Origin of the sequence: Coleofasciculus sp. C1-SOL-03 (assembly GCF_040220555.1) — a bacterium.
GTDB lineage: Bacteria > Cyanobacteriota > Cyanobacteriia > Cyanobacteriales > Coleofasciculaceae > Coleofasciculus.
This window is the reverse complement of the sequence record NZ_JAVJUO010000060.1, coordinates 31,174-56,144: the sequence shown is the minus strand read 5'-3', so window position 1 is coordinate 56,144 and position 24,971 is coordinate 31,174. Positions and strand designations below refer to the sequence as shown.

The following is a 24,971-nucleotide window of genomic DNA, read 5'->3' as shown; positions in this document are numbered from 1 at the left end:
CGTCTCTACTAACCTTATCGTCGTCGCAACACCATCACCGATCGCACGGTAACTGGAATCGGCTTATCCTGGGTATAGATGATCTCCTCCTCAACAAAGCGAGGCTTGTCGGTGTCAATCACCACCACCCATTCTCTGGCTTGCAATCCTGGAGGAAGCGTAAATTCCAGCATCTCATAGTGAGCATTGAAGCAGATGAAGAAACTCTCATCCATGACTCGTTCACCCTGATCTCCCCGCGTGGCAATTTCTTCACCGTTTAAGAAAATACCGATCGCCTTCGTATACCCCGCCATCCATTGATCCTCGGTCATGTCGCCACCATCGGGGTTAAACCAACCAATATCCTTGACCGTAGTTCCATGAATTGCCCGACCCAGGAACCACTTGCGTCGCCGGAACGTGGGATGCTGGCGGCGGAAATAGATCAGTTGACGGGTAAAGTCTAAAAGTGCCGCATTTTCCTCCGGTAAATCCCAATCAAACCAAGAGATTTCACTATCCTGACAATAAGCATTATTATTCCCCCCTTGCGATCGCCCAATTTCATCGCCACCTAGTAGCATGGGGACGCCTTGGGATAGCATCAACGCGACCAGAAAGTTACGTCGCTGTCTATTCCTTAACTGGAGAATCTCCGGATCATCGGTTTCTCCTTCCGCCCCACAATTCCAGGAACGGTTATGGCTTTCCCCATCCCGGTTTTCTTCCCCATTTGCCTGGTTATGCTTTTCGTTGTAGCTTACCAGGTCATTCAGGGTAAATCCATCATGGGCGGTAATGAAGTTAATGCTAGCACTCGGTCGCCGTCCATTGGACTCATACAAGTCAGAACTTCCCGTGAATCGATAGGCAAATTCCGCTAAACTGCTATCTTCCCCCCGCCAAAAGTCGCGCACGGTATCCCGATATTTGCCATTCCACTCAGACCACAGTAGCGGAAATTTACCGACTTGATAGCCGCCCATACCCACATCCCAGGGTTCAGCAATCAGCTTCACATTGGAGAGAACTGGGTCTTGGTGAATAATATCAAAGAATGCCGCCAGACTATCCACCTCATAGAGTTCTCGCGCCAATGCCGAGGCTAAGTCAAAGCGGAAGCCATCCACATGCATCTGTAGCACCCAATACCGCAGGCTATCCATAATCAGCTTTAGGACTTGGGGATGACGCACGTTCAGGGAATTCCCACAGCCGGTAAAATCCATGTAGTAGCGAGGGTCATCTTCCATGGTGCGGTAGTAGGCTACATTGTCAATGCCGCGCAGGGAAAGCGTCGGACCCAGATGATTGCCTTCGCCCGTATGATTGTAGACGACATCCAAAATCACCTCAATCCCCGCTTTATGCAGCGCCTTAACCATTTCCTTAAACTCACGCACCTGTTGCCCTTGGGTACCACTGGCGCTGTAGTTCGCATGGGGCGCGAGATAGGCGATAGAATCATACCCCCAATAATTCTTTAACCCCTTATCCACCAAATGTCCGGGTTGGGACAAGAAGTGATGCACGGGGAGCAATTCTACTGCCGTAATCCCCAACGTCTGAAGATAAGCGATCGCGGCAGGATGTGCTAGTCCCGCATAAGTCCCCCGTAGCGGTTCCGGGATATCGGGGTGTAGCTTCGTAAACCCCCTGACATGGGTTTCATAAATAATCGTTTCGTGCGCCTGTCGTTGCAGCAGTTCGTCCTCTTCCCAGTCAAAGGACTCATCGACAACCACGGCTTTAGGCACCAGATGAGCATCATCGCTTTCAGACAAGACCAAGTCCTTTTCTGGATCATCCCACGGATAGCCAAAGATTTCCTCCCCGTAGCCAATCTCGCCATCTAATGCCTTAGCATAAGGGTCAATCAGCAGTTTATTGGGATTGAACCGATGACCCTCCTCCGGTTCAAACGGACCATGGACTCGGAAACCGTACCGTTGTCCCGGACTGATACCTGGTAAATACCCATGCCAGACGAAGTTGCTGACTTCCGTCAACTCCAAGCGCGTTTCTTCATCGTCTTCATCAAATAAACAAAGCTCAACAGCCGTTGCGTTTTCACTGAACAAGGCAAAGTTTGTGCCTTTACCATCCCAGGTTGCTCCTAAAGGATAACTTTTACCGGGCCAAACAGGTACGTACATGCATAAACCTCCTTATCCATATCCATCATTATCCAATACTCAAGCTCAAGGCAACTTTGTTCCTAAGCCGTAAGATGGATCTAATTACTTATCGCATTTGCGCTTGATCAGGATCAACCTAAAAGTTGGCAGATTATTCCCTCCCCCAGCAATTGCAGTTGATTGGTAATGGGTAGAGCAGCCAATCAATGGTTTCGGGGATTTAGGAGATCAACTGCTGCTTTTAGAAGGGAATCGGGAGTCATCGGTAATGCATGAAACTTTTATGACAGCCAATGGTATACATTTAACCTATCCCATCTTTAATCCTCAACGTCTAAGCAATTTTAACTGACCATGAATCTCCCAGACCACTATGTCGCATTGATGATTGGTAACTCTCGGCTGCACTGGGCTTGGTTTATCGGAGATACGCTCCAAGAGGCTTGGGATACCCAGCATTTCCCAGCCGCAGCGGTGCAATCAATCATCCAGCAGTGGACATCTGGTCTTTTACCGACCACTATCTTCGGTGAACTGTTCGTTTCGGGGTATTCCTTCAATCAGTACCTACCCCTTTATATCGCTTCAGTCATTCCTGAGCAAACTCTATTGTGGCAAACCTATCCGGTTGCCCAGGTGATTACGCTAGCGGATGTACCCCTGTTAGGCATCTATCCCACCTTGGGTATTGATCGCGCCCTTGCTGTTTTCGGGGCGGGGGAAACCTATCATTATCCAGTGCTAGTGATTGATGGGGGGACAGCGCTAACCTTTACGGGTGTTGATCATCATCGCCATCTCGTCGGCGGTGCTATTTTACCGGGACTCAAATTACAACTCGATTCATTAGCCCAAAATACAGCCGCTTTACCCTCTATCTCACTTAAACGCCAATTACCTAACCGTTGGGCTGTGGATACCTTAACCGCGATTGAAAGTGGCGTTATTTATACTTTACTAGCAGGAATTCGAGAGTTTATTGGCGATTGGTTACAGCGTTTCCCTAGCAGCCTGATTGTCTTAACTGGCGGAGACGCTGGCTTATTGCTAGACTATATAAACGTTCATTATTCTCAACTTCATCCTCATTTGGTTGTCGATCAGTACTTAATTTTCGAGGGAATTAAATCCCTAGCGATAACTGATATTCTGTCTGGTTGAATACTGATAGTTTTTTACTCGGATACCGAATCCGATAAAGTAGAGACGTTGCATGCAACGTCTCTACCAAATGATATCATGTCCGTCCACACAGTCATTATTCCCTTGTAGCTTGCAACCTTCCTCCTTCCCTTGGAGTCCTGGAACCTTCTGCCCTGGAGCCTGGTCTCAACCGATAGTGTAAGTATTCCACCGGACATGATAGGATGCGTCCTCACCGCTATGGCGATTGCTATATATCTATTGACGATATATGATTTGAATTTTATTTTTATAGCTCAAAAAACAACCGGATTAAATTTGATTAAAAATTATTAACTTTATCCTTTTTTAGCAAAAACTTCATTAAAAACTCACAAGTCCTACACGGAATTTACTCGTAGGTCTGGAATACTGGAAATAGATGACGGTACACAGTTAAGAGAATAAAAAAATGTCCTTTTCTAACCAACTCCAGCTACTTGATCTAAAAGATATGGAAGAAAATCTAGAAGAACTCCTGTTTAGATGTCGTCAAATCCGACAGAGTTCAGATGATGACCAAGACACCGAGATACGAAATCAAACCGCTTCGACTGACCAAGAGGCAGATTCAGACGATACATACTGGAGTTGAGCATTGGGGAGCGCGATCGCATTAGCTAGATTAATTGGCAAGCCTTTGAGGAGTGACCCAAATGCTTGCCTTTAAATTATGCAGTTTTTGCACGTTCTGTCAAGTTATTTTACTGAACCGACACTCTAGCTGCCGTAGAGGACAATCGTTTCATCCGGTTCCACCACAACCACACGGTCAGCCGTAACATTACCCGCAACACCACCAGCGACAGCACCGCCAATGATTTCTTCAATGTCTGCATCACCAAAAACTTCACCTAATATTGCCCCACCAGCAGCACCGATACCCGCATCTTCTGCAATTGATCCGGCGGAGGTATCCCGTGGGTCTTTTTGGTCTTCAATCACCTCTGAAGTAGCATCAAGGTTGTAGGTGCGACCGTTCATTCTCACGCCTGTCGCCACATAGCGCAATCCCCCACTTGCTGGTTCATAGCGACCCAGAATTGTTGCACCAGCAGGAATGTACATCCCATCGACAGTGGTGCCACGGGCAACTTCCAGATTGTACGAATAAGTTTTGTCATTATTCAAATGTAGCGTCTGGCTTTGAGCGCTCGTTGCTGGAATAGCAGCCGTCTGAGCGACTACCATCTGGTTTTGAGCCTGTGCTACCTCAGGTACAAGTAACGGTGTACCGAAAAGTAAAGCAGAACCAGCCGCTAGCATAGATATCCCTCGTGTCAGGGAGTTTTTTGAAGTTTGTGAATTTTGATAGGACATAACGTATAGACCTTTATTAAACGACTCATCTAATTCTATGTTCGCTCTGTTCAGGGGTTTTCTACATCCCTTGATAGTTAGAAAATTCAGCCAATTATTCTCTTATTAAAGGGGGATTTCGCCTGCTGCCAAGCATTATTCGCTGGGGTTAAATCAGTTGAAGGGTTGCATTTGCCTGTTTCCGATTGACAAATTTTACTTACGACAGAGGTGAGTTAGTTCTAGATGAGATAGCCTTGACCATGAGGTATACGGAAGGCAAGCCGAAAATAATATCTCGGTAAATCCAGATGTCGTCCGTCCGGATAATGAAATTCGCGAAGAAGTTGAGGATGCACTGCAATGGGATGCACGAGTGGATGATGGACTGATTGAGGTGAGTGTTAATGATGGTATTGTCACTCTCGGTGGTTCAGTCGGTAGTCTCTATGAAAAATCCCTCGCCACCGCCGACGCTTATGTCACAGGTGTGAGTTCCGTGGTGAATGATCCGTTAACGGTTGAGTGGTGGGCGCGTGATCAAATGATCCGCAAGCAGATGTATGCGGATGTAACCGATGCCGAAATTGAGGATGCGGTGAAGGATGCGCTACTGTACGACCCGCGTGTGGCTAGCTTTAATGTGAATGTGGCTGTAGATAATGGCGAGGTGATGCTTACGGGTAACGTTGATAACCTAAAAGCTAAGAAAGCGGCGGCACAAGATGCGAGTAATACGGTGGGTGTCTGGAACGTAGAAAACCAGATTAATGTACAACCTGTTGACGAGGTAAGCCAGAGTGAGCTGACCACCAATGTTAAGAATGCCCTTGAGCGTGATCCCTATGTAGAAGCGAGTGAAGTTGATGTGGCGGTGAGTGATAGCATGGTTACTCTCACGGGTGTGGTGGATTCCTACTTTGAGAAGTGGCAAGCCGGTGATGCTGCGATTCGGGCTAGAGGGGCGCTGGCGGTGGATAATAATCTCACTGTTGACTATGAGCAACTGGCTTATGAGGTCTATTTCTACGATTGGGACCCGACAGTCTATGACTATGATTATGCGATCGCCTCCAAAACTGATGCCGAAATCGCTGAAGATATTGGAGATGAGTTGTATTGGTCTGCTTTCGTTGACCGCGAAGAGGTGACGGTGGCGGTGGATAATGGAGTTGCCACGTTAACGGGTAATGTGGATACCTGGAATGAACGCAATCAAGCCACGGAAGAAGCCTACGAAGGCGGCGCAATGAGTGTGATTAATCAGCTTGATGTCGATTATGATATTCAGTCCTAATCGGCAGATTGGCGAAAATTCAGAAAAAACCCTCAACGCGAAGGAGAAATAAGCGTTGAGGGGAGTCATCAGGGTGCATCTACCTTTCCCTCCTTCTCTATATGCCTGACTGCATCCGGAAAAATTGCCCTCAATCGTGGAGAGAAGGCAGAAGGCAGAAGGACTTACCCTATGCGTCCAAATCACTGTCTAACCCTCAACTACCCCGTAAAATTACTGCTGGTTTTGGTAAAATCGGACGCCGGATGTTTCACCTCGTAAGCATTCAACTTATTATTTAGTTCTCGAATGCGGCGGGAGAGTAAGCGGATAATATTAATCGCAATTCCTGGCGTCTCATCAATGGCGTCATACAATTGCAATTGAGTCAGCATCAGACATTCGCAGGTTTCCAGGGTTGTCACCGAAGCCGAACGCGGTTCAGCATCAAACAGTGACATCTCGCCAAAACAAGCACCTTGCCTCAGATATGCCAAGTCGCGATCGCCGATGTGAACCCGCACGGAACCGGATACCACAATATACAGCGATCGCCCTTCTTCTCCTTGGGTGACAATCGTATGGTCACTGGGAAATGATAGCTCATCCATAACCGAAGCAACGCGCACCAGAAAATCGTCCCGCAATTCCTGAAAAATGGGGACGCCCCTGACAAAAAGTAAACGCTCAACGCTGGTTAACATGGGGTTAGCGGGTAGCTGCTGGAGATTGGTGCTAAGTATAGCCGAAGAAAGGTCTAGTTTACTTTATCCCACTTTGACTGATAATAAAGCAATTAAGGGGGTTCTCCAGGAGTTATGGTGATCAGGAAAAGTTATTGAATTGGGTCAAAGGCTTGCTGGATAAGGATTTTCCTGTTAAGAGTTCCCTGCCCGTGAGTTCCCTAAAAACTAGAGTTTCCGCCACAAGTACCAAAGAGGCAAAATCGTAGGGTGGGCATTGCCCACCAGCCTGAAGTCAATACCGTTCAACTTAACTCACCAGACCAAATTCGCTACTCATCTGCTGCGCCACCGCCGCCACTAACCGATCGGAATCATGTTTGAGCATCGGGAGTAACTCAATACAAGAACGGGGCGATGCGGCTTTCAAATAGGTTAAAACCGCTTCTCGGACAAACCCCGTGGGATGACGCAGACAGACTAATGTTGCTTCCGGCGTCAAACTCACATGAGCCGCCCGCGCTAAATGGAAACAACAAGCCAGCGTCCAATCCGAGAGAAAATGACGAAACTCAATCAATCGTCGCAGGCGATCGCTGGGAGTCATCGGTTGATAAGACACCAATTCCTCTAAACACGCCAGCTTTTCGCCAAAGGAACGGCGATCAAACAGGGCTAAAAAGGCTTGCTTTTGGGGAATATCTATGGTATTGTCTAGGATTTCTAATCCCATCGCCATATTGGAACGGGACTCCGATTCCAGATTAAAGGATGCCGCCTGAATTGCACCAACGGGATAAAGAAACTTCATCAGCAAAAAACAATTCTCTAGCAAATCCTTTTGCTGATCATTTAACGCCCGCCGCAGCAAATCTGCCTCCTGTCCACTGATCAGTTCTGGCTTCAAATCCACCAAGGCGGCGTACACCTGACCCAAAAACAGTAGTTCTTGCTCAATTAACGTCTCAATCCCACTGCGTCCCAACCGATCTAATACGGCATCGATTCCTTGCTCATTGGGAATTTTCAGTAAGCTGCGGAGAATATTACGACGGCTGATCCCCCAACTCGTCATTAATTGTTGCACCAGATGATTCAAGGCATCAGGTGTGCCAATTTCCGCCAACGCCGTCCATGCTTGTACCCGAACTAAATCCGGTTTATGGATATCGTCTGCCAACTCCAGCAGCAACGGAATCGCTTCATCCCCCAGACGTACCAACGCCATGCGAGCCGCTTCACGAGTCGATTTGTAATAGAGTCCCCGGACTAGCGACGGGTAAAACTCCTCTAAATGGGTTGCTGCAATCACCTCTAATAAAGCGCAACGGACACGCAATGACTCATCTTTTAACAGATGGGGAATATAAACTCTCAAGGCTTGCAAATACTCTGCCTCTCCTAAAGCCCGTGTCCCCATCACCCGTTCTCGTTCCCGTTTTGAGTTCACCATGCGCCGCAGGATATCCGTTGCTTCTGCCTTCTCTTGCGGGGTTCCCCGACGCAAAATAATCGCGGCAGCGGTGGAGCGCACCATGGGATCAACAGTGCCATGGAGATAGGGTTTAATCGTGTTAATATCCAATTCCGGTTGAGTCAGCCAAACATAGCGCAGCGCCAGCGCCAACACTTCTGGCGGCGGTTTCTGCTCAATCAAGACTTGCACATCCCGACAATAGGCGGAGTTAGGATACTCCAACATTGTCTCTAGACTCTGACACTGGAGCGCAATCGACAGGCGAGGCAAAAGGGGAGCCAGTACCTCACCCACATTCGTGGGATCAATCTGGGATAACAGTTGAATGCAAGAGCGTTTATCGGCTTCCGTACCCGGTTGTTCCAGGGTTTCAATCACCGTGCGCTTGAACGCCTTTAAATCTACATCCGAAAACCCTAAGCGTCCTTGTTCAGCGCTATCAACGAGCAAGGTAACGTAACTCGAGCGCATCGACCAAGCACTCAGCAACCAAATCAGGGAGAAAAACACAATGGCAAGAATAAACATACCACTTTGCCATTGCTGAATTTGGGCTTCCGGCTGTCCCGGAAATAGGTGATGCAACAGCCAGATCCCGGCAAGCATCGTAATGCCCGTAACCCCCGTGGTTATGGGTTCAGCAATTCCCTGTACCCGGGTTTGCACGGTATTACGAATTCCTTCGGGTATCGGTTGAAACAAGAACGGTTCAATTCCAGCAATTAAGGTATAGCGCAGCAGTTCGTCAATAAATCGCAGGAAAATTAGACCGATAAAGAGTCCCGTCAGAACTCTGGGGATGGTGATGACTGAACCCAAGAGCTTAATCACCACATCCAGTACACCACTCAATGTGATTAAGCCCATAATCGCTAAGGATGCGGGTAGCATCATTGCGGCGACAAAGACGCCCAAACGTTCCACGGCGCGACTAGACAGGAACCACTGAGAGGTGAGTTCAAATATCCCGACAATCCCACCGAACAAACCCAAGAACCCGGCAATATCTGAGGCTTCTAAATTTGCCTCTAATTGACCTAGATACTGGAACTCGACCAACAAATACAGGGCTTCGCCGAGAATAAAAAAGGCAAATAACGGCACAATATAGCGTTGTAGATGTCCGGTGGTGCGGCGAACCACGAATTCCTGGTCATCCTCTTCCCAGTCGCGCGTGGGTAAGTTAGGAAAAGCTTGCTGGTAGCGTTGGGTTAAATAAAATAAGGTGCTGGCGCCAACTATCATCATTAACGCCGCCACCACGAGAACGTTTTCAATCGTGCCGACAACGAACAACAATAGGGGTAGGGAAAAGCCGGAAATAACATCAGCCACTAACAGTCCCGATGAGACAATCGGATAGGTGCGCTTAATTTCCCGGATATTGAATAATTGATTCGCCGCAACTTGAGAGTTGAGATCATTGAGAACTTCGACCGCATCCATCCACAATCGCAACAGAAAAACAGTACCCAAGGCGATTAAACCGTTTAAATAGCTCAAGCCTAGGGTCAACCGTAAGATCAACAAGGGTACGCCCGTTAGGAAAGCGACTGTGACCAAGACACCCCTCATCGGTACCCGTTCTTGTAGCCAGGAGTATAAGACACCTAGTCCAGACACCATCAGGGAGCTGGCGATATAAATAACGGGTAACCACTTCGCACCGTACTCGTCCAAGAATAGCGCTGTCGCACTATACTCAAACCAAAGCAGCCCAACGGAGGTAGCGGTGTAGAAGGTGAACATCAAGAAGGTTCGTTCACCTTCTTCTGGACGAAGATTGACCCATTCTAGGATTCGCCGTACCCATTCATTTTGAATACGAGTACGAGTTTGCAGTTTCATCTTCACTCGTGTTATACCCTGCCTTCAGCGAAGCAAGGCGGGGAGGAATAACGGTCAAATCAATCTCTTCACGAGGGAACGATTTGACAATTCAACCGTTGACACAAATAAGCGTGTTTCGCTGCAACGGTTGAACATTTGAGGCTGTGAATTGCTACTAATGACCAATGAACCCCATTCTTATTTTTTGGGAGAGAGTAGCATCATCATATTACGACCTTCGCGTTTAGGGGCTTGCTGCACTTCGGCAACGTCCTTTAAATCCATTGCCATGCGCTTGAGCAAGTCTTCGGCTAAGTTGGCGTGCTGAATTTCTCGCCCCCGAAAGGTAATCGTGGCTTTAACTTTATCTCCTGATTTCAGAAAGCGCCCAGCCGCGTTGACGCGCACTTTGTAGTCATGATCATCAATCTTATAGCGCATCTTGACTTCTTTAACGTCCGCCGTGTGTTGCTTTTTCCGGGCTTCACGGGCTTTCTTCTCCTGTTCAAATTTGTATTTGCCGTAGTCCATGATGCGGCAGACTGGCGGATCTGCCTTATCGCTAACCAAAACCAGATCCAACTCTTTTTCCTCAGCGATGCGTAACGCCTCTTGAGGAGGAATGATTCCTAGCTGTGTGCCATCGGTATCAATGGCACGAATCTTAGGATAGCGGATTCTTTCGTTGATTTGGGGTAGATCGCGTTGGCGTCTTCTATCACTCACGGGTGTCTACTTGAATTTCTAGTTGTTAAGGGTTTGATAAAAAGTAAGCGGATTTTACTTGCCATTCTACTGACTCTGATCCGGTTTCTGTCCATCTTTTTAACGTAACTTCCAAATTGCTAGGGGATGGCAGAGAAATCCTCTCACAAAGACGGACTATTTGCAGCGTTTGTTCGTCCTGATTTTTCTTTAGGTTAAGGGAGATCTGCCCTGGAGAATAACATCGAGAAACCACTACAATAGGAGGTGAGGTTTTGTAAACGTTTTTGAAGTTGAGGCATGGTGTGAACCCATCGATATCGTGGCAGCAACGAGTCGGCAATCAACGAGACTGGGTTTGGCAAGGTTGGCAGACTCGTTACACCTATATTCGTCCACCGCAGTCTCATGCAACCTTGGCGTCTCCGGTGCTGCTGCTGCACGGATTTGGCACTTCTATCGGACATTGGCGTCACAACTTACCTGTACTGGGTCAGAACTACCCTGTTTATGCGCTGGATCTGTTGGGGTTTGGTAGTTCGCGTAAAGCTGGTACAAGGTATACGATTGATTTGTGGGTCAATCAAGTTTATGAATTCTGGCGAACCTTGATCCAACACCCCATCGTGTTAGTCGGGAACTCAATTGGTTCACTGGTGGCTCTAAGTGCAGCCGCTACTCACCCGGAAATGGTGAAGGGACTGGCTTTGATTAATTTGCCGGATTTTTCCTTGCGAGAGGAGACACTTCCGGCTTGGCTGCAACCTGTGGTATCAACGGTTGAGGGTTTAGTCGCATCTCCTGTGGTTCTGCAAAGTCTTTTTTATCTGCTGCGACGCCCATCCATTGTCCAGAAATGGGCAGGACTCGCCTATGCTAACCCCAAGGCTATCGATGCCGAATTAGTGGACATTCTCACCAAGCCTGCTCGCGATCGCGGGGCGGCGGCTACCTTCAGTGCGCTGTTTAAAGCGATGACTTCATCTAAATTTGGTCCTCCGGTCAAATCAGTTTTGCCGACTTTGGATAGTCCTATACTGTTAATTTGGGGGCGTCAAGACCGGATGATTCCTTCCCAGTTAGCCCAGCAGTTTGCTGCTCTCAACCCGAATATCAAGTTGATTGAGTTGGATAATGCGGGTCATTGTCCTCATGATGAATGCCCAGAACAGTTTAATCAGATTCTACTCGATTGGTTAGCTGAGATTTAGCTTCTTCGCCGGAAGCCCCGCGTTCCGTAGGGTCAGCGTCGGGATGGATAGGCGGACGGACGGAGGTACGGAGTCCGTCAATCAGGTGTATCCTGTTGTTCGACATATTTTCTTAAAGTAGAAATAGTAACACCGCCACAAGAAGCAATGAAATAAGATTTATTCCAAAACAAGTCTTTCCAGTAAACAGCATTTACCTCATCTGGAAATTCTTGACGAATTCTGCGACTAGAAACAGATTTAAGGCTGTTTACGAATTTGGGCAAAGACATCTGTAGATAGTATTGAAACAGTAAATGGATGTGGTCAGCCTCTCCATTGAACTCAATCATTTTGCAATTCCATTTCTGGCATAAATCCCCAAATATCTCATGAAGTCTGGAAATCATTGCTCCTGTCATAACATGTAAGCCTGTACTTGGTTGTCAGAACCCGGTGAGCTTTCATGTCAGAGATAGCTCTGCCACTAGAAATGTAATCGTCATCCATAAACAGTTTTATTTTGATCTGCTAGAATCAGTGTATATCAAAATAAATACCCTAATGAAGACGACGTATCAGTACCGCATGTATCCGCAAACCGCTCAGGCTGCCAACCTGACGACGGGTTTGCGGATATGTCGTTATTGGTACAACAGAATGTTGGGTGAGCGAATAGATTGGTGGGAAAGAAATCGTTGTTCGATTAACTCTTGTCCTTTAATCTGTCACTTACCCGAATTAAAAGAGCGTCCCAACTACTACAACCAAAAGCTTCAACTGCCAGACATCAAGCAAGACTTGGTGTTGGTTAAGTGGTCGGGAGAGTTGTTGGACTTCAACAGCGTCTACTCTACTGTTCTGCAAGATGTTTGCAAGCGAGTAGAGAAGGCATTTGAAAGATACATTCAAGGAGACAAAAACGGGAAACGTTCAGGTAAGCCCAGGATTAAGAATGAAGCTCGCTACCGAACAATGGTGTTCGATGGAGCGAAAAATGAGTGGTTAAAGTTCTGTACCGTTAATGGCAAGTGGCTTTACCTCAAACTTCCCAAGATTGGGCTTGTTAAGGTAAGAACTCATCGCCCTCTACCAGCCGGATTCAACCTCAAGCAGGTCAGCATCACGAAGAAATCGGATGGATGGTACGTCAACTTTGTACTTGACGACCCCTTTGTCCCCGAATTTAAACCTGAAGAGATTGTTCCTACCTGGGATAACTCAATGGGGATTGATGCTGTCCTCAACAAAGATGTTTACCTGGCAACATCAGAAGGGTCTACTGTTCCTTCTCTCAAACCGTTAAGAAAAAGTCTGGACAAGCTCGGGTTACTTCAAACCAAGAAGAATGCCTTAAACAAAGGCTCTCGCCGTCGTCGAAAGCTAGCTAAAAGAGAAGGCAGACTTCATCAGCAAATTGCTCGCACTCGCCAAGATTTCCACTACAAAACGGCTCACAAGCTGGTGAGTAGTGGGAAGAAAGTATTCTTTCACGAAGACCTTAATCTTGCTGGGTTAACCAAGCGCAACAAAGCCAAGCAGGACGAGGAGGGGAAATATCTCCCCAATGGGCAAAGCGCCAAGTCGGGACTCAATAAATCCTGGCTTGACGCTGCTTTTGGACAATTCTTTTCAATTCTCGGTTACATAGCTGAAAAAGCTGGGGCGGTAGTAATTGAAAAGAATCCGGCATATACATCCCAACTACTGAGCTACAGGGATGAGTTTGTCTTTACCGACTGCTCAATCCGCGAGTATTGGGATGAAGAGTTGAAAATCTGGGTTGATAGAGACATTAATGCCGCTATCAACCTTAAACGTGTGGGGCTGGACGTGTTCCCCACCATAAAACGCCGTAAGGGGAATCCAGTAGTGGTCTGTTCCACTACTAATAGTACCTTGAAGGAAGTTCTGACCGCCTTATTCAAGGCATCAGAAGCCCACGCTGTCCCGTAAGGGCAGCGCTGGGTACGTCACTTAAGTAGATAGGCACAATAAAAGTTAATGGCTCTGATAGTCATTTGTCATTTGTCATTTGTCATTTGTCATTTGTCATACTCGCTTCGCGAGAAGCAAGCTACGTCATTTGTTGATTGTTCATGGTTCATCGGTAATCCTCTTCCCCAGCTCCCCCAGCTCCCTCTGCTCCCCCAGCTTCCCCAGCTCCCCGTCCCCTGCCCCTCTGGGTTAAGATTAAAGCGGAATGTGAAAAGTCTTCCTGCTTCCTTTTAGCTTATGAACAGCGCTGATTTTACAGATACCTTACAATGGACACCCGAAGCTAAAGCGAAACTCAAAAAAATACCTTATTTTGTACGTACCCAAGCTCGACAACGGATTGAGCATTTAGCTCGTGAGGCTGATTTGGATATCGTTACTGTAGAACTTGTCGAGCAAGCTAGGGTTGAGTTTGGTCAATAGGACGTAACTTGTACGGGTGGGCGCAAGGAGAACCTACTATTCCCACAAGTTCATGACTTGTTTACGCGACACGTTATAACTGTCGCCAGAAAGGTTAGGGCAGACTTATTACTTGTTCGAGTCCGCTAACGGTGGTTATTGCACCGATGCTCTAGAAAGTTCCTAGATGTCTCAACTATTATATAGGCTTGTATTACAGTTAATCCCATGCCATTGATAATCCTGGTTGTAGATGACAATCTAGGTACTCGTCTTTCTGTGAGCGATTACCTGGAAATGTCAGGCTATTCAGTTATAACGGCAGAAGATGGTCAAGAGGCTCTGTCTTTGATTGATAAGTATCATCCTCACCTGATTGTGACCGATATCAATATGCCGAAAATGAATGGCTATGAACTTGTGCAACAAGTTCGGAAACGACCAGCTTTCCGCTTGTTACCCGTGGTTTTCTTAACGGAGCGCAGTAGTACTGAGGAGCGGATTAAGGGCTATCAGTTAGGATGTGACCTATATTTGCCTAAACCCTTTGAAATGAAGGAATTGAGTGCTGTGATTCGGAATCTGCTCGAACGTTCTCAGATGATGCAAGCCGAATTGCGATTCTCTTCCACGGAGACAGGACCATCAACCCCATCGCCGGAGACGACGGAGGCGACGTCCAAGTCCGAATCAACTCCCCAGGCGATCGCCTCCCCCACTTCCCCATCCAACGTACTGCGTCTAACTCAGCGGGAACAACAGGTTTTAGAGTTACTGACCACAGGGTTATCCAATAGCGAAATTGGGAACAAGCTACACCTGAGTCCTCGGACAATTGAAAAATACGTCAGCAGTCTCCTGAGAAAAACAGAAACCAGCAACCGTGCCGAAATTGTGCGTTTTGCCCTAGAAAATCATTTAGTGGATTGACTAAATCGCTTTGTTGTGATATAAAATCTCGTCGGCTGATTCATGATGGAAATCATCACGCAGTATGGGCGAAGTCGTTCATTTCTGTCAATCAGATGACCACATTGCCAACTGATCTAAGGCACAATAGTAGTAAGGGCTAGCTGGAGTTGCTAGGGAGCAATTTGAAAGAATTGACAATTAGTAACTCTAACGCTAAAATACCGAATTCACACTGCTTTAGACCATGCTTCAAGACACTCGAACCATACGCTACTATCAGCAACTTACAGATGCTCTAGTTTTTATGTGGAACCGGGGATATCGCTTTGACGAACTGCGGTTATACATTGATGGCTATCTTGATGCTCTTCGACATAGTAATGCTATAGAAGTTTATTTGATTCATCGCTTGGAGGAAGATGCTGTTCGTTATCTACGCGATCCCTCCAACTTTGAAGCTGTACCCCTACCAGAACCCGAAACCGATTACTATTGAAGCTGGATGAGGTACTTCGGTGTGGGCGCTCTCCCTTCACCTGTGTCAACTTAAGCCACAATCCTTGCCAATCTCCGGTAGCTCCCAGACGCGCCATGGCACGTCTCTACGTTGTTCTTAGGGCTATATTAGCTTAAGTTTACGCTAATATACGGCTTGCGCTCCTAAATTTGGACGTACACTCAACCCTGAAAAACTACATAGATCGAAAAAGCCTGCTTAAGCAGGCTTTTTGGTTAATTTTGCGCTTTTTAGCTTAGAATGGGCAAGATGTCAAGATGCCAATGCTACTTCAACCATCTGCTGTAATTCGCCGTTCTGATAAAGCTCGATCATCACATCTGAGCCACCAATGAACTCGCCATTCACGTAAACTTGGGGAATCGTGGGCCAATTGGAATATTCCTTGATGCCTTGACGCAGTTCCGGATCATCAAGAATATTCACGGTTGCGTAGGAAACACCCAAGGTATTCAGGATTTGGACGACATTGTTGGAAAAACCACATTGGGGCATCAGTTTGGTGCCTTTCATAAACACCACAATTTTGTCCTGGTTGATGATTTGGTCAATCCGTTCTTTAACTGCTGGCGTCATAGCTTTGCTGAAATGTCTTTTGTAGTTTTGTATGGGTCTAGTGTAGCGAGAGTTTATACAGCCTGACGGGTAGCTTGCCAAGATTCAGGGGTATAGGTTTTCAGCGCTAGGGCGTGAATGGCTTCGCTTGCCATTGCTTGTTGGAGAGCGCCGTAGACAAGCTGGTGCTGCTTGACCAAGCTTTTGCCTTCAAACTGGGAGGACACAACGATCGCTTGCAGATGATCACCACCACCGGTTAAGTCTTGTACCTGTACCTGAGCATCAGGAAGTTCTGCTTTGATCATTGCTTCAACCTGCTCTGGATTAATCATACCCACTCCATGAGATTTAATGCCTACATACTAATTTAACGTTATGGAGTCGCGGATGAAGTGGGTTCACTATTACCAGAGGGGGGGAAGGGAGAACCGACGAATCCCAATTCAAATAGCTGCTGGTAGGCTTTTTTGCCCAAATCACGGGTGGGATTCTGAGAGCGAATGATCTGAATCAGTAAAGGAACCGCCAATTCCGGTTGATCTTGGGCGCGATGCACCAACGCCAATTGATAAGTGGCTTCATCCCGCATTTCTGCCGTTTGCAGCGCGTTTTGCCGATGTTCATTGAAAATCCGGTTATCAATTCCTGAAAAACTGTCAGCCAACTGCTGATAAAAATTAGACAATTGGTTGAAAACTTGACGCGCCTGCTGGAGTTTTTGAGCGGCTAACGTATAGTCCTGAGCTTCAATGGCTTGATTTGCCTCTACCATTAACCGCTGTCCCCCCTGTAAACTCAGCAGGCTATCCTCCTGAGTTAAGGGGCGTAGCTCAGTAGAATCATCTGGCTCAGGCTGCATTTGGCTGACCTCTTCTGGAAGCGCAGCCACTTGAGTTTGAGCGTGGGCGGGTGGTAAGAGCGCCACACTCGTTGTGAAGGGAAAGGCAACAAGGCAGGTAAAGCCAAGGCTATGAATCGTTCCAGAAGAGATCATGTAAAAAATAGGGATAGTATTTTAACAAACACAGAACCTTTCGGGTATCTTACCATCGACAGATGCGGCAAGGGGAGTCAGATGACGATCGCTAGACTTGGGGGCAAGGAATTTGCCGTCCATCACTAACCCTCAGCGATGACCCGATTACCAGGCAGTAGGGCTGTCTAAACCAGCTAGACTGAAACAATACCCGGAAGGTTTCTTAGAAATCCGGAGTAATAGGATAAAGAAAAATAGTCATATTAATGATCCTGTACGATTGACGAGTAATCTATTCTAAACCATGATCCCGCATCCTGATTCTGTGCCAGACGATTCTCCTCAAACCACGCCGATTCCCGAAGAAAGCATCGGTCTGCTCCTGCAACGGGGCGGTGAAGAACTAGGATTACTCAAGGTGCGCGATCGCTTCACCCTTTGTCCCCGTGAAATTCCCCTAGAGCAACTCGAACAAGCTTTAAGCGTCCAACACCAGCGTCAAATTCCGCGCACCCAGTTCGCTGAATTTACAGTTGACGCCGAACACCGGGATGAGACAATGCAAGCGGCACGCGATCGCGAAGATGTTGCCTTTGCTAGTCATGTCTACCAACTCAAGGATGATCCAGCAACTTTCATTTACCTAGGCGATCAACTGACGATTCAATTTCACCCCGACACCGATGACGCCACCATCTCCGCCATTGAGACCGAGTTTGGCTTAGCATCCGTGCGATCGCTCGTCGGTATTCCCAACACCTTCGTCTTTCAACTCACCCCCAATTCCCCAGAGAATCCGCTCAAAATAGCCAATCGGCTCATCGGACGTGCCGACGTCTTAACCGCAGAACCCGAAATCATTGTCCCCAAACAGCCAAGCTACCATCCCCAAGACCCCTTATATCCAAAACAGTGGTATCTCAACCACAGTGGCGGTTCAAATTTAGCCCCCAATTCTCATATCGACATCGAAAAAGCCTGGGATATCACCCGAGGCGATCGCTCCATTGTCGTGGCAGTAGCCGATGATGCCATTGATGTCAACCATCCCGATTTTCAGGGCACCGGCAAAATAGTCGCGCCCAAAGACTTTAAAGACAAAGACTTCATTCCGCTACCCAGCGGTTCTAGTGAAAGTCATGGCACCGCTTGTGCAGGGATTGCGGTAGCAGAAGAAAATGGCAAAGGTATTGTCGGTGTCGCACCCGGATGTGCGCTGATGCCCATCCGCACCAGTGGATTTCTGGATGACACGAGCATTGAAGCACTATTTGACTGGGCAATTGAAAATGACGCCAGCGTTGTGTCTTGTAGCTGGGGTGCAGCAACAGTTTACTTCCCCCTCTCCCTACGGCAACGGGCTGCCCTAACCCGTGCCGCGACTGAGGGACGCAGCGGGAAAGGCTGTGTGATCGTCTTTGCTGCCGGAAATGCCAATCGCCCCATCCATGGCACCATCTTTGAGCGCGGCTGGACGAATGAGTTACTGCGTGGACCCACCGACTGGCTCAGTGGTTTTGCTGTACATCCCGATGTGATTGCAGTCTCGGCTTGCACCAGCCTGAGTAAAAAAGCCGCATACAGTAATTGGGGGACGAATGTCGCCGTTTGCGCCCCCAGCAACAATGCGCCGCCAGGAATGTGGTTTGAGAAAACAGGTTTTATTGGTACGGCGCCCCAATTGAATGCCCCCACGCCAGGGAATGGTGTCTTTACCACCGACTTACTGGGAGCGGCGGGATATGAAGTCGGGGACTTTGTGGGGAGTTTTGGGGGTACATCAAGTGCCTGTCCCGTTGTCGCAGGTGTTGCTGCACTGGTTCTCTCTGCTAATCCTGATCTGACGGCGGAACAAGTCAAACGCATCTTACAAGATACCGCTGACAAAATTGTAGACCGTGATGCTGATCCCCAATTGGGGATGCGATTGGGAACCTATGATACGAATGGGTATTCCCAATGGTTTGGTTATGGTAAGGTCAATGCCTTTAAAGCCGTACAAGCTGCCCAAAAACAACGAGTGCAAACGGCTAAAGTTGCCCAAGTCATTAAACGACGAAATGATCATACTCTAGCGATTCCGGATCATAATCCCCGTGGTGTAACTAGCACGATTCAAATTACTGAATCTGCCTTAGTGCAAGACATTCAGGTGACGGTGGACATTGAACATGAGTTTTTGGGAGATTTAGACGTGGAGTTGACATCACCCAAGGCTGAGACTGTACTGCTACAAAGTCGTACCTTGGGTGTCAAGACTCAACTCCAACACACTTATTCGGTGGACAATACCCCAGCGCTCAAGTCGTTACTGAATCAGGATAGTTTTGGCAGTTGGCAGTTGAGGGTCATCGATTCTGTGCCGACGGATACCGGAAGCCTGAAAAGTTGGGAGTTAGTTATTGGAATTTGAACCTTAATCAGATTCGGCTTGTAGTAGGGAACCTTAGGCTTAGGTTCTGTTGGGTTTCCTGGCGTCAACCCAACCTACTGGCGTGACCCAGCTAAAATTGTGGGATAGATTTTACGGTGAAATTGGGCGCACGCCATGCGCCCCTACATTTTCTGGATAGAATTCTCAATTAATGATCGACTACCCAATCAAAAAAAGATGACGGGTGGCTGTATAACTAAATCAGTAGGTTTGGCATCAGGGCATCTACGTGAATGGGGTTATTTTTGCTACAGCGATGTGGCTACTCAGCCGAATGGTTATCGCGATCGCTATGTTGGTGATTGCGCCCTTATTACCGGCGCCACCTGGAGGTATTCAACCGACAGTTAGCTGGGATGTCTTTTTGGCGTGGGATAGTCATTTTTATCAGGCGATAACGATTTCAGGGTATGACTATGTTAATGATGGTCAGGGACATAATGTGGCATTCTTTCCCTTGTTTCCGTTATTGACGCGGGCGGTAATGAGTGGGGGATTGCCCTTTAACGTAGCGGGAACGGTTGTCAATAATCTGGCATTTTGGGGGGCGCTCATCGTTCTCTATGCTTGGGTACAAGAGAGTCATGGACAGAAGGTTGCTCGCTGGACAACAGCAGTTTTAGCCTGGTGTCCTTTTTCTCTGTTTGGCACGGTAATCTATACGGAGGGGTTATTTCTGTTGTTGAGTACAGCCGCTTTGCGATCGTTTGATCGGAAACACTACGGTTGGTCAGGGTTATGGGGAGGATTAGCCAGTGCGACACGATTACCAGGAATCGCCCTATCTCCAGCATTTTTGCTAGTGGCTTGGCGAGAGAAAAGACCTGCGATCGCCTATTTTCCTAGTTTAGCTACCGCCGGGGGATTGGCACTCTATAGCCTCTACTGCGGGATTCGTTTTGGGGATATGCTTGCCTTTTTAAGAGTGCAACAAGCATGGCAACCTGAACAAGCGTTTTACGGACAGGGCTGGTTGAAGATGCTGGTGCAAATTTCCGCCGGAACTGTCAACTGGAATCGGGGTTGGCTTCATGATCCGTGGCATCCCTTGATTTTTGTCACGATTTGTGCTGCGAGTTATTTCTTGTGGCGATCGCGTAGTCTTGGGGAGAATGCACAGAGTCGTGCCGAAGACTGTATTCCGCACTACACTCCACACCCCACACCCCACACCCTAAACCCTGTACTGCGATGCTCATCCTGGCGATCGCACCTGAAACGGCTGTGTGTGGATCAAGGGTATGGCTTTTACAGTCTGGGAACTCTCCTGTGGCTTTTAGCTGGCGATCCGTTAATTAATATGATCATGGTTTGGGGGGGTGGCTATTTACTCGTGCGACAGCGAACAAAACTCAGACCTGTTGCCGTCACCTATGGCTTGTGTAGTTTAGCGGTGATTTTAAGCCCAGGTCGCACCATTTCGGCTGAACGTCATGCCTATGGAATTGTATCACTCGCGATCGCCCTAGGTCTGCTGCTGGCGCGTTATCCGCGATGGGGATGGACAACACTCGTTTTTTTCACTCTCGTGTTGGTCAGTTTCGCTATTCGATTTTCCCAGCATCTCTGGGTGGCTTAGATTTTAGATTAAGTAAAATCTCAGCAGAGTAGCGGATAAATGGTGTTATTATAATCAGCGAGGTTTATATTCGGCTGTATCGTTTGTTTTGATTGACGGACAGGCATGTCTCCGAATCATAAGTCTCTACATTCCTTGATTTTGGAGATACTCTATGTCCATTTACATCGGCAACCTGTCCTACGATGCTACAGAAGAAGATGTTAGCAGCATTTTTGCTGAATACGGGACGGTGAAGCGGGTTCAGTTACCCACGGATCGAGAAACAGGTCGGATGCGAGGCTTTGGTTTTGTGGAAATGGAATCAGAAGCTGAAGAATCTGCCGCTATTGACGCTCTAGATGGCGCTGAATGGATGGGTCGGGATTTGAAAGTGAATAAAGCTAAACCTCGTGAACCTCGCGGTCAAGGCGGTGGTCGTCGCGGCGGTGGCAATCGGGACGGATTCTCTCGACGTTACTAAACCACAATCCAATCAGCCTATTAATGGTGGCGTCTCTCTACGTCTCCTGAAAGCTAGACTATCGAGTGAAATCAGCTTTTTGTGCTGGTTTCACTTGATTAGATATTTCGGCTAGGTGTTGTCAGACATCGAGCAATTCACTCAAGCTGAGGAGGAAATCAGATGGCACAGGTAACGGTCGGTGAACAGGAAGGGATTGAGTCAGCCCTGCGCCGATTTAAACAAGCGGTTTCCAAAGCGGGAATTTTTCCCGACATGAAGAAACATCGTCACTTTGAAACACCGATTCAAAAACGGAAGCGCAAAGCCATTGCTAGGCATAAGCAACAGCGGCGGCTTTCTCGCTATCGCAAAAAACGGTTTTAATCTTGTGCAGGAATTATGACTCCTGAAGCTATACGCACGGTTTCTCAGCTAAGGCAAGAGTTTTATGATCAATTTGCCGCCAAGATGAATGTACCAGTGAAAATTACAACCCGCAATCCATCAACGGGTAATCTGCCAATGGCATCTTGGATTGATGAGCGGCAACGCATGAATTATCTGTGTGTTTATGTTCACACAGCCCCTGATAAATTACTCCCGGAACGACCCTTCATTTTGCGCGTGTCTGTTAATAAAGGGGCTGGTATCGTTAAATCGAGGCTATGGGGACGAGATTGTCAGGGAATTAATCAAAGCTGGCACTTTGACCTAACCCTAGTACCTGAGGAAATTTTGGATTTTTGTAATTGGATCATTAGCTTAATTAAATCTCATCGGCAAGGTTGTGTGATGGTTATCCCTGAACCTCCTCATCCATTTGATTTTAAATTATCTAATAGTCAAATACTCGTTAATGAGGCTTGGACTCAGAAAGCTCGGCAGGAAATTAGAGTTTGCCATTAAAGGCAACAGGGAACCGTTAAGCTTCAGGGCGTCTAATCGGCATAATATACAGTTCGGTTTTCTGTTCATGTCCGTTAAACGTTCTTTATCGGGTTCTTGACAAACGAATGACAATTAGCTAATCAAAAATAAGCTAAAAACCAAGTGATTCAGGAGAGAAGAAGGTGGACAAGGAGCATCTATCTGCTGAAGCCAGGGCAATACGCGATCGCCTGTTTGGATGGGATAGTCCTACCCAAGCGCAACTCGAAGAGATTGGCACGATTGAGTACCTTTGGGGACGGCTGCTGGATACGATATTGGAAAGATGTCCAGATAACCGGGAACGCGATCAGGCAATTGTTCACCTAGAGAGTGTGCGGGAATGGACGCGAAAGTCAATTATTCGGGGAGAGGAAAGCAGGGATCGGTAATACTCCTGTGTATCCATTCCTACTGGTTCAGTCTTCTAGCCGACATCGCTAAATCTTCAGCTTTGAGCTGATGAACGGTATTCATCGATGAAGCAACGCTGATAGGATAAAAAAGTCACCAAACTGCAACGATGTAGCCATTGGCGTTTATCGAGTCAACATACGTTATCTTCTATGCCAACAACGACTGACTTTCTCACCTATACCCAATGGATAGGCATTCTCACCCTAGTCTGTGGAGTGCTTAGTATTTTAGGTTTTATCTTTAAATGGGGTATCCGCTTTCGGTTGGTAGGTGTTACGGGCTTTATGGGGGTGCTGACGGGCGGCTTATTTGCACTGAGTATTGTCCCGTTTAGCCATACAGTGGTGCCTGGTGCAGTTCGCTTTACCTTAGTCTACGACAACGGAGGCAACCAAGCCGTTATCGCTTTACCCACAACGATTAACGAATCTCAACTGGAAGCAAGCCTGCGCCAAGCCGCCAGCGACTTGTTTTCTTATGGGCGTTTGGGTGGCGAAAATAACCAACTGACAATTCGCGCCCGCACCGTGATCCACCCAGAACCCGGTGTATCTAAACCCCTAGTTTTGGGTAAAATCCAGCGATCACTGGCTGAACGTGAAGATGAACAGATGACGATCGATATCTACACAGAACGCTTGGCTCAATTACCAGACACCTCCACCTGACTTTTCAGGGGAAGTCTTGAAACTGAGTGGGTAGGGGAGATAGGGGAGATGAGGTAAGATAAAAATTCAATTGGCTGAAACCTCTGCTCAAAACTGATGACTAACCTTGCTCCTCCCTCATTGCTGTCGCTCACAGTTGCCCCAGCGCAGGTGTTACGCGGTATCCAGGCATTAGCGCAATCTGGAGAGGCGATCGCGTCTTTGGGTCATCGTCCGCTGATTGTTGGCGGGAATCATACCTTGGCGACGTTATCACCACAGCTACAGCCCATTTTGAAACAGCCGTCGTTAACCTGTGCTACGGCGTCTTATCGTCCGGATTGCAGTGAAGTCTCCCTGGCATCCCTCAAAGAAGCAGCAACTTGTCATCAAGCCGACTTAATTATCGGTGTGGGAGGTGGAAAAGCCTTAGACACCGCCAAACTCTTAGCTGATCAATGTCACCTTCCGGTTGTGACAATTCCCACCTCTGCCGCTACCTGTGCCGCTTGGACTGCATTGTCTAATATTTACTCCAATGAAGGGGCGTTCCTGTACGATGTGAGTCTGAATCGCTGCCCAGATTTGCTGATCCTGGATTACAGCTTAATTGAAACTGCGCCCCAACGTACCTTAGTCGCCGGAATTGGAGACGCCTTAGCGAAATGGTATGAGGCATCCGTGAGTAGTGGTCATTTGGATCAAACCTTAATGATTGCGGCGGTGCAACAGGCAAGGGTGTTACGGGATATCCTGTTTCAAAAGTCAGCAGACGCCCTAAAAACGCCAGGAAGCGAGGTTTGGCGAGAGGTAGTTGACGCTTCAGTCTTGTTAGCAGGTGTAATTGGGGGTTTAGGGGGGGCGCAGTGTCGTACTGTGGCGGCTCATGCGGTGCATAATGGTTTAACTCATCTTCCTGGTTCTCACAGCGCTTTACATGGGGAGAAAGTCGCTTATGGGATTTTGGTGCAATTGCGCTTAGAAGAAATGGTACAGGGGAATCAACTTGCCGCATCTGCACGACAACAGTTATTGAAGTTTTATCGGGAAATCGGTTTACCCCAAACTCTTGATGATTTGGGGTTAGGGAATATCACGTTGGCACAGTTGCGCCAGGGGGCAGATATTGCTTGTCAGCCGCAGTCGGATATCCACAGATTACCGTTTGATGTGACACCTGAACAACTCATGGCAGCAATGGTTTCGACAACAACACCTGTGGAAAAAAATTGCAGTCCCGTTTTATCAGCGGCGATCAAGGATACACAAGATTAAAAATAGTTTTTCCACAAGGAATCAGCTCAGGGTTGCATAACGTAAATTGAGAAACAGCATACCCTTAAGAAGAGGAGGCGATTGAAATCGCTGCTACACAAACAAAGTCCGCCTGCGCGGAC

The 24,971-nt window shown here is 47.6% G+C and carries 24 protein-coding genes and 1 pseudogene; 16 read left to right on the top strand and 9 right to left on the bottom strand.

Annotated features, from left to right (window positions below):
- Nucleotides 1-14 precede the first annotated feature (14 nt).
- Nucleotides 15-2,138 (bottom strand): glycogen debranching protein GlgX, encoded by a 2,124-nt coding sequence (gene glgX, locus RIE73_RS09145; RefSeq protein ID WP_446400896.1) that lies wholly within the window; start codon nt 2,136-2,138, stop codon nt 15-17.
- Between the two features lie 336 nt (nt 2,139-2,474).
- Between glgX and RIE73_RS09140 the strand changes: the two genes are divergently transcribed.
- Nucleotides 2,475-3,281, top strand: a complete 807-nt coding sequence (locus RIE73_RS09140) for a pantothenate kinase (RefSeq protein ID WP_446400895.1) — start codon at nt 2,475-2,477, stop codon at nt 3,279-3,281.
- 433 nt (nt 3,282-3,714) lie between these two features.
- Nucleotides 3,715-3,897 (top strand): hypothetical protein, encoded by a 183-nt coding sequence (locus RIE73_RS09135; RefSeq protein ID WP_446400894.1) that lies wholly within the window; start codon nt 3,715-3,717, stop codon nt 3,895-3,897.
- 125 nt (nt 3,898-4,022) lie between these two features.
- Here the strand turns inward: RIE73_RS09135 and RIE73_RS09130 are convergent, their stop codons facing one another.
- On the bottom strand, nt 4,023-4,568 hold the full coding sequence (locus RIE73_RS09130; RefSeq protein WP_446400893.1) for a hypothetical protein: 546 nt from the start codon (nt 4,566-4,568) through the stop codon (nt 4,023-4,025).
- A 328-nt stretch (nt 4,569-4,896) separates the two neighbouring features.
- On the opposite strand from RIE73_RS09130, the gene RIE73_RS09125 reads away from it, so the two are divergent.
- Nucleotides 4,897-5,898 carry a BON domain-containing protein gene (locus RIE73_RS09125; RefSeq protein WP_446400937.1) on the top strand — a complete coding sequence of 334 codons (1,002 nt, stop codon included), beginning with the start codon at nt 4,897-4,899 and terminating at the stop codon, nt 5,896-5,898.
- 200 nt (nt 5,899-6,098) lie between these two features.
- Here the strand turns inward: RIE73_RS09125 and RIE73_RS09120 are convergent, their stop codons facing one another.
- From RIE73_RS09120 to infC, 3 genes are all read right to left on the bottom strand, one after another.
- Nucleotides 6,099-6,581 carry a Crp/Fnr family transcriptional regulator gene (locus RIE73_RS09120; protein WP_446387175.1) on the bottom strand — a complete coding sequence of 161 codons (483 nt, stop codon included), beginning with the start codon at nt 6,579-6,581 and terminating at the stop codon, nt 6,099-6,101.
- A 289-nt stretch (nt 6,582-6,870) separates the two neighbouring features.
- Nucleotides 6,871-9,885: a HEAT repeat domain-containing protein gene (locus tag RIE73_RS09115; RefSeq protein ID WP_446400892.1), complete on the bottom strand. Its 3,015-nt coding sequence runs from the start codon at nt 9,883-9,885 to the stop codon at nt 6,871-6,873.
- Nucleotides 9,886-10,065: 180 nt separating this feature from the next.
- On the bottom strand, nt 10,066-10,593 hold the full coding sequence (infC, locus tag RIE73_RS09110) for a translation initiation factor IF-3 (RefSeq protein WP_446400891.1): 528 nt from the start codon (nt 10,591-10,593) through the stop codon (nt 10,066-10,068).
- Nucleotides 10,594-10,877: 284 nt separating this feature from the next.
- On the opposite strand from infC, the gene RIE73_RS09105 reads away from it, so the two are divergent.
- A complete protein-coding gene (locus RIE73_RS09105) occupies nt 10,878-11,783 on the top strand; it encodes an alpha/beta fold hydrolase (protein ID WP_446400890.1) in 906 nt (301 codons plus the stop codon).
- A gap of 77 nt (nt 11,784-11,860) precedes the next feature.
- Here RIE73_RS09105 and tnpA read toward each other — a convergent pair.
- Nucleotides 11,861-12,272: pseudogene (gene tnpA / locus RIE73_RS09100) on the bottom strand (IS200/IS605 family transposase).
- Nucleotides 12,273-12,326: 54 nt separating this feature from the next.
- Here tnpA and RIE73_RS09095 point away from each other — a divergent pair.
- From RIE73_RS09095 to RIE73_RS09080, 4 genes are all read left to right on the top strand, one after another.
- Nucleotides 12,327-13,718, top strand: coding sequence for an RNA-guided endonuclease InsQ/TnpB family protein (locus tag RIE73_RS09095; protein ID WP_446400889.1), 1,392 nt, complete (start codon nt 12,327-12,329; stop codon nt 13,716-13,718).
- 279 nt (nt 13,719-13,997) lie between these two features.
- Nucleotides 13,998-14,183 carry a PCP reductase family protein gene (locus tag RIE73_RS09090; RefSeq protein WP_446400888.1) on the top strand — a complete coding sequence of 62 codons (186 nt, stop codon included), beginning with the start codon at nt 13,998-14,000 and terminating at the stop codon, nt 14,181-14,183.
- Nucleotides 14,184-14,390: 207 nt separating this feature from the next.
- Complete coding sequence (locus tag RIE73_RS09085) at nt 14,391-15,092, top strand: response regulator transcription factor (protein WP_446400887.1); 702 nt, start codon at nt 14,391-14,393, stop codon at nt 15,090-15,092.
- 226 nt (nt 15,093-15,318) lie between these two features.
- Nucleotides 15,319-15,570, top strand: coding sequence for a DUF6761 family protein (locus RIE73_RS09080; protein ID WP_446341458.1), 252 nt, complete (start codon nt 15,319-15,321; stop codon nt 15,568-15,570).
- A 273-nt stretch (nt 15,571-15,843) separates the two neighbouring features.
- Here the strand turns inward: RIE73_RS09080 and grxD are convergent, their stop codons facing one another.
- From grxD to RIE73_RS09065, 3 genes are read right to left on the bottom strand one after another with little or no spacing between them, the layout of a single operon-like run.
- Nucleotides 15,844-16,167 (bottom strand): Grx4 family monothiol glutaredoxin, encoded by a 324-nt coding sequence (grxD, locus tag RIE73_RS09075; protein WP_446400886.1) that lies wholly within the window; start codon nt 16,165-16,167, stop codon nt 15,844-15,846.
- A 53-nt stretch (nt 16,168-16,220) separates the two neighbouring features.
- Nucleotides 16,221-16,481, bottom strand: coding sequence for a BolA family protein (locus tag RIE73_RS09070; RefSeq protein ID WP_446400885.1), 261 nt, complete (start codon nt 16,479-16,481; stop codon nt 16,221-16,223).
- Nucleotides 16,482-16,522: 41 nt separating this feature from the next.
- Nucleotides 16,523-17,143: a hypothetical protein gene (locus RIE73_RS09065; protein WP_446400884.1), complete on the bottom strand. Its 621-nt coding sequence runs from the start codon at nt 17,141-17,143 to the stop codon at nt 16,523-16,525.
- A gap of 286 nt (nt 17,144-17,429) precedes the next feature.
- Here RIE73_RS09065 and RIE73_RS09060 point away from each other — a divergent pair, with 286 nt between their 5' ends.
- From RIE73_RS09060 to RIE73_RS09025, 8 genes are all read left to right on the top strand, one after another.
- Nucleotides 17,430-19,538, top strand: coding sequence for a S8 family serine peptidase (locus RIE73_RS09060; protein ID WP_446400883.1), 2,109 nt, complete (start codon nt 17,430-17,432; stop codon nt 19,536-19,538).
- Nucleotides 19,539-19,788: 250 nt separating this feature from the next.
- Nucleotides 19,789-21,138: a mannosyltransferase family protein gene (locus RIE73_RS09055; protein ID WP_446400882.1), complete on the top strand. Its 1,350-nt coding sequence runs from the start codon at nt 19,789-19,791 to the stop codon at nt 21,136-21,138.
- Between the two features lie 154 nt (nt 21,139-21,292).
- The gene (locus RIE73_RS09050) at nt 21,293-21,601 is read left to right on the top strand and encodes an RNA recognition motif domain-containing protein (RefSeq protein ID WP_446387167.1); all 309 of its coding nucleotides are present in this window, start codon (nt 21,293-21,295) and stop codon (nt 21,599-21,601) included.
- Between the two features lie 162 nt (nt 21,602-21,763).
- Nucleotides 21,764-21,967 carry a 30S ribosomal protein S21 gene (gene rpsU, locus RIE73_RS09045; protein WP_446400881.1) on the top strand — a complete coding sequence of 68 codons (204 nt, stop codon included), beginning with the start codon at nt 21,764-21,766 and terminating at the stop codon, nt 21,965-21,967.
- Nucleotides 21,968-21,982: 15 nt separating this feature from the next.
- Complete coding sequence (locus tag RIE73_RS09040; protein WP_446400880.1) at nt 21,983-22,489, top strand: hypothetical protein; 507 nt, start codon at nt 21,983-21,985, stop codon at nt 22,487-22,489.
- Between the two features lie 164 nt (nt 22,490-22,653).
- Nucleotides 22,654-22,902: a hypothetical protein gene (locus tag RIE73_RS09035; RefSeq protein ID WP_446400879.1), complete on the top strand. Its 249-nt coding sequence runs from the start codon at nt 22,654-22,656 to the stop codon at nt 22,900-22,902.
- A 174-nt stretch (nt 22,903-23,076) separates the two neighbouring features.
- Nucleotides 23,077-23,595, top strand: a complete 519-nt coding sequence (locus RIE73_RS09030) for a DUF2518 family protein (RefSeq protein WP_446400878.1) — start codon at nt 23,077-23,079, stop codon at nt 23,593-23,595.
- Nucleotides 23,596-23,691: 96 nt separating this feature from the next.
- Nucleotides 23,692-24,849, top strand: coding sequence for an iron-containing alcohol dehydrogenase (locus RIE73_RS09025; protein ID WP_446400877.1), 1,158 nt, complete (start codon nt 23,692-23,694; stop codon nt 24,847-24,849).
- The last annotated feature ends 122 nt before the right edge of the window (nt 24,850-24,971 follow it).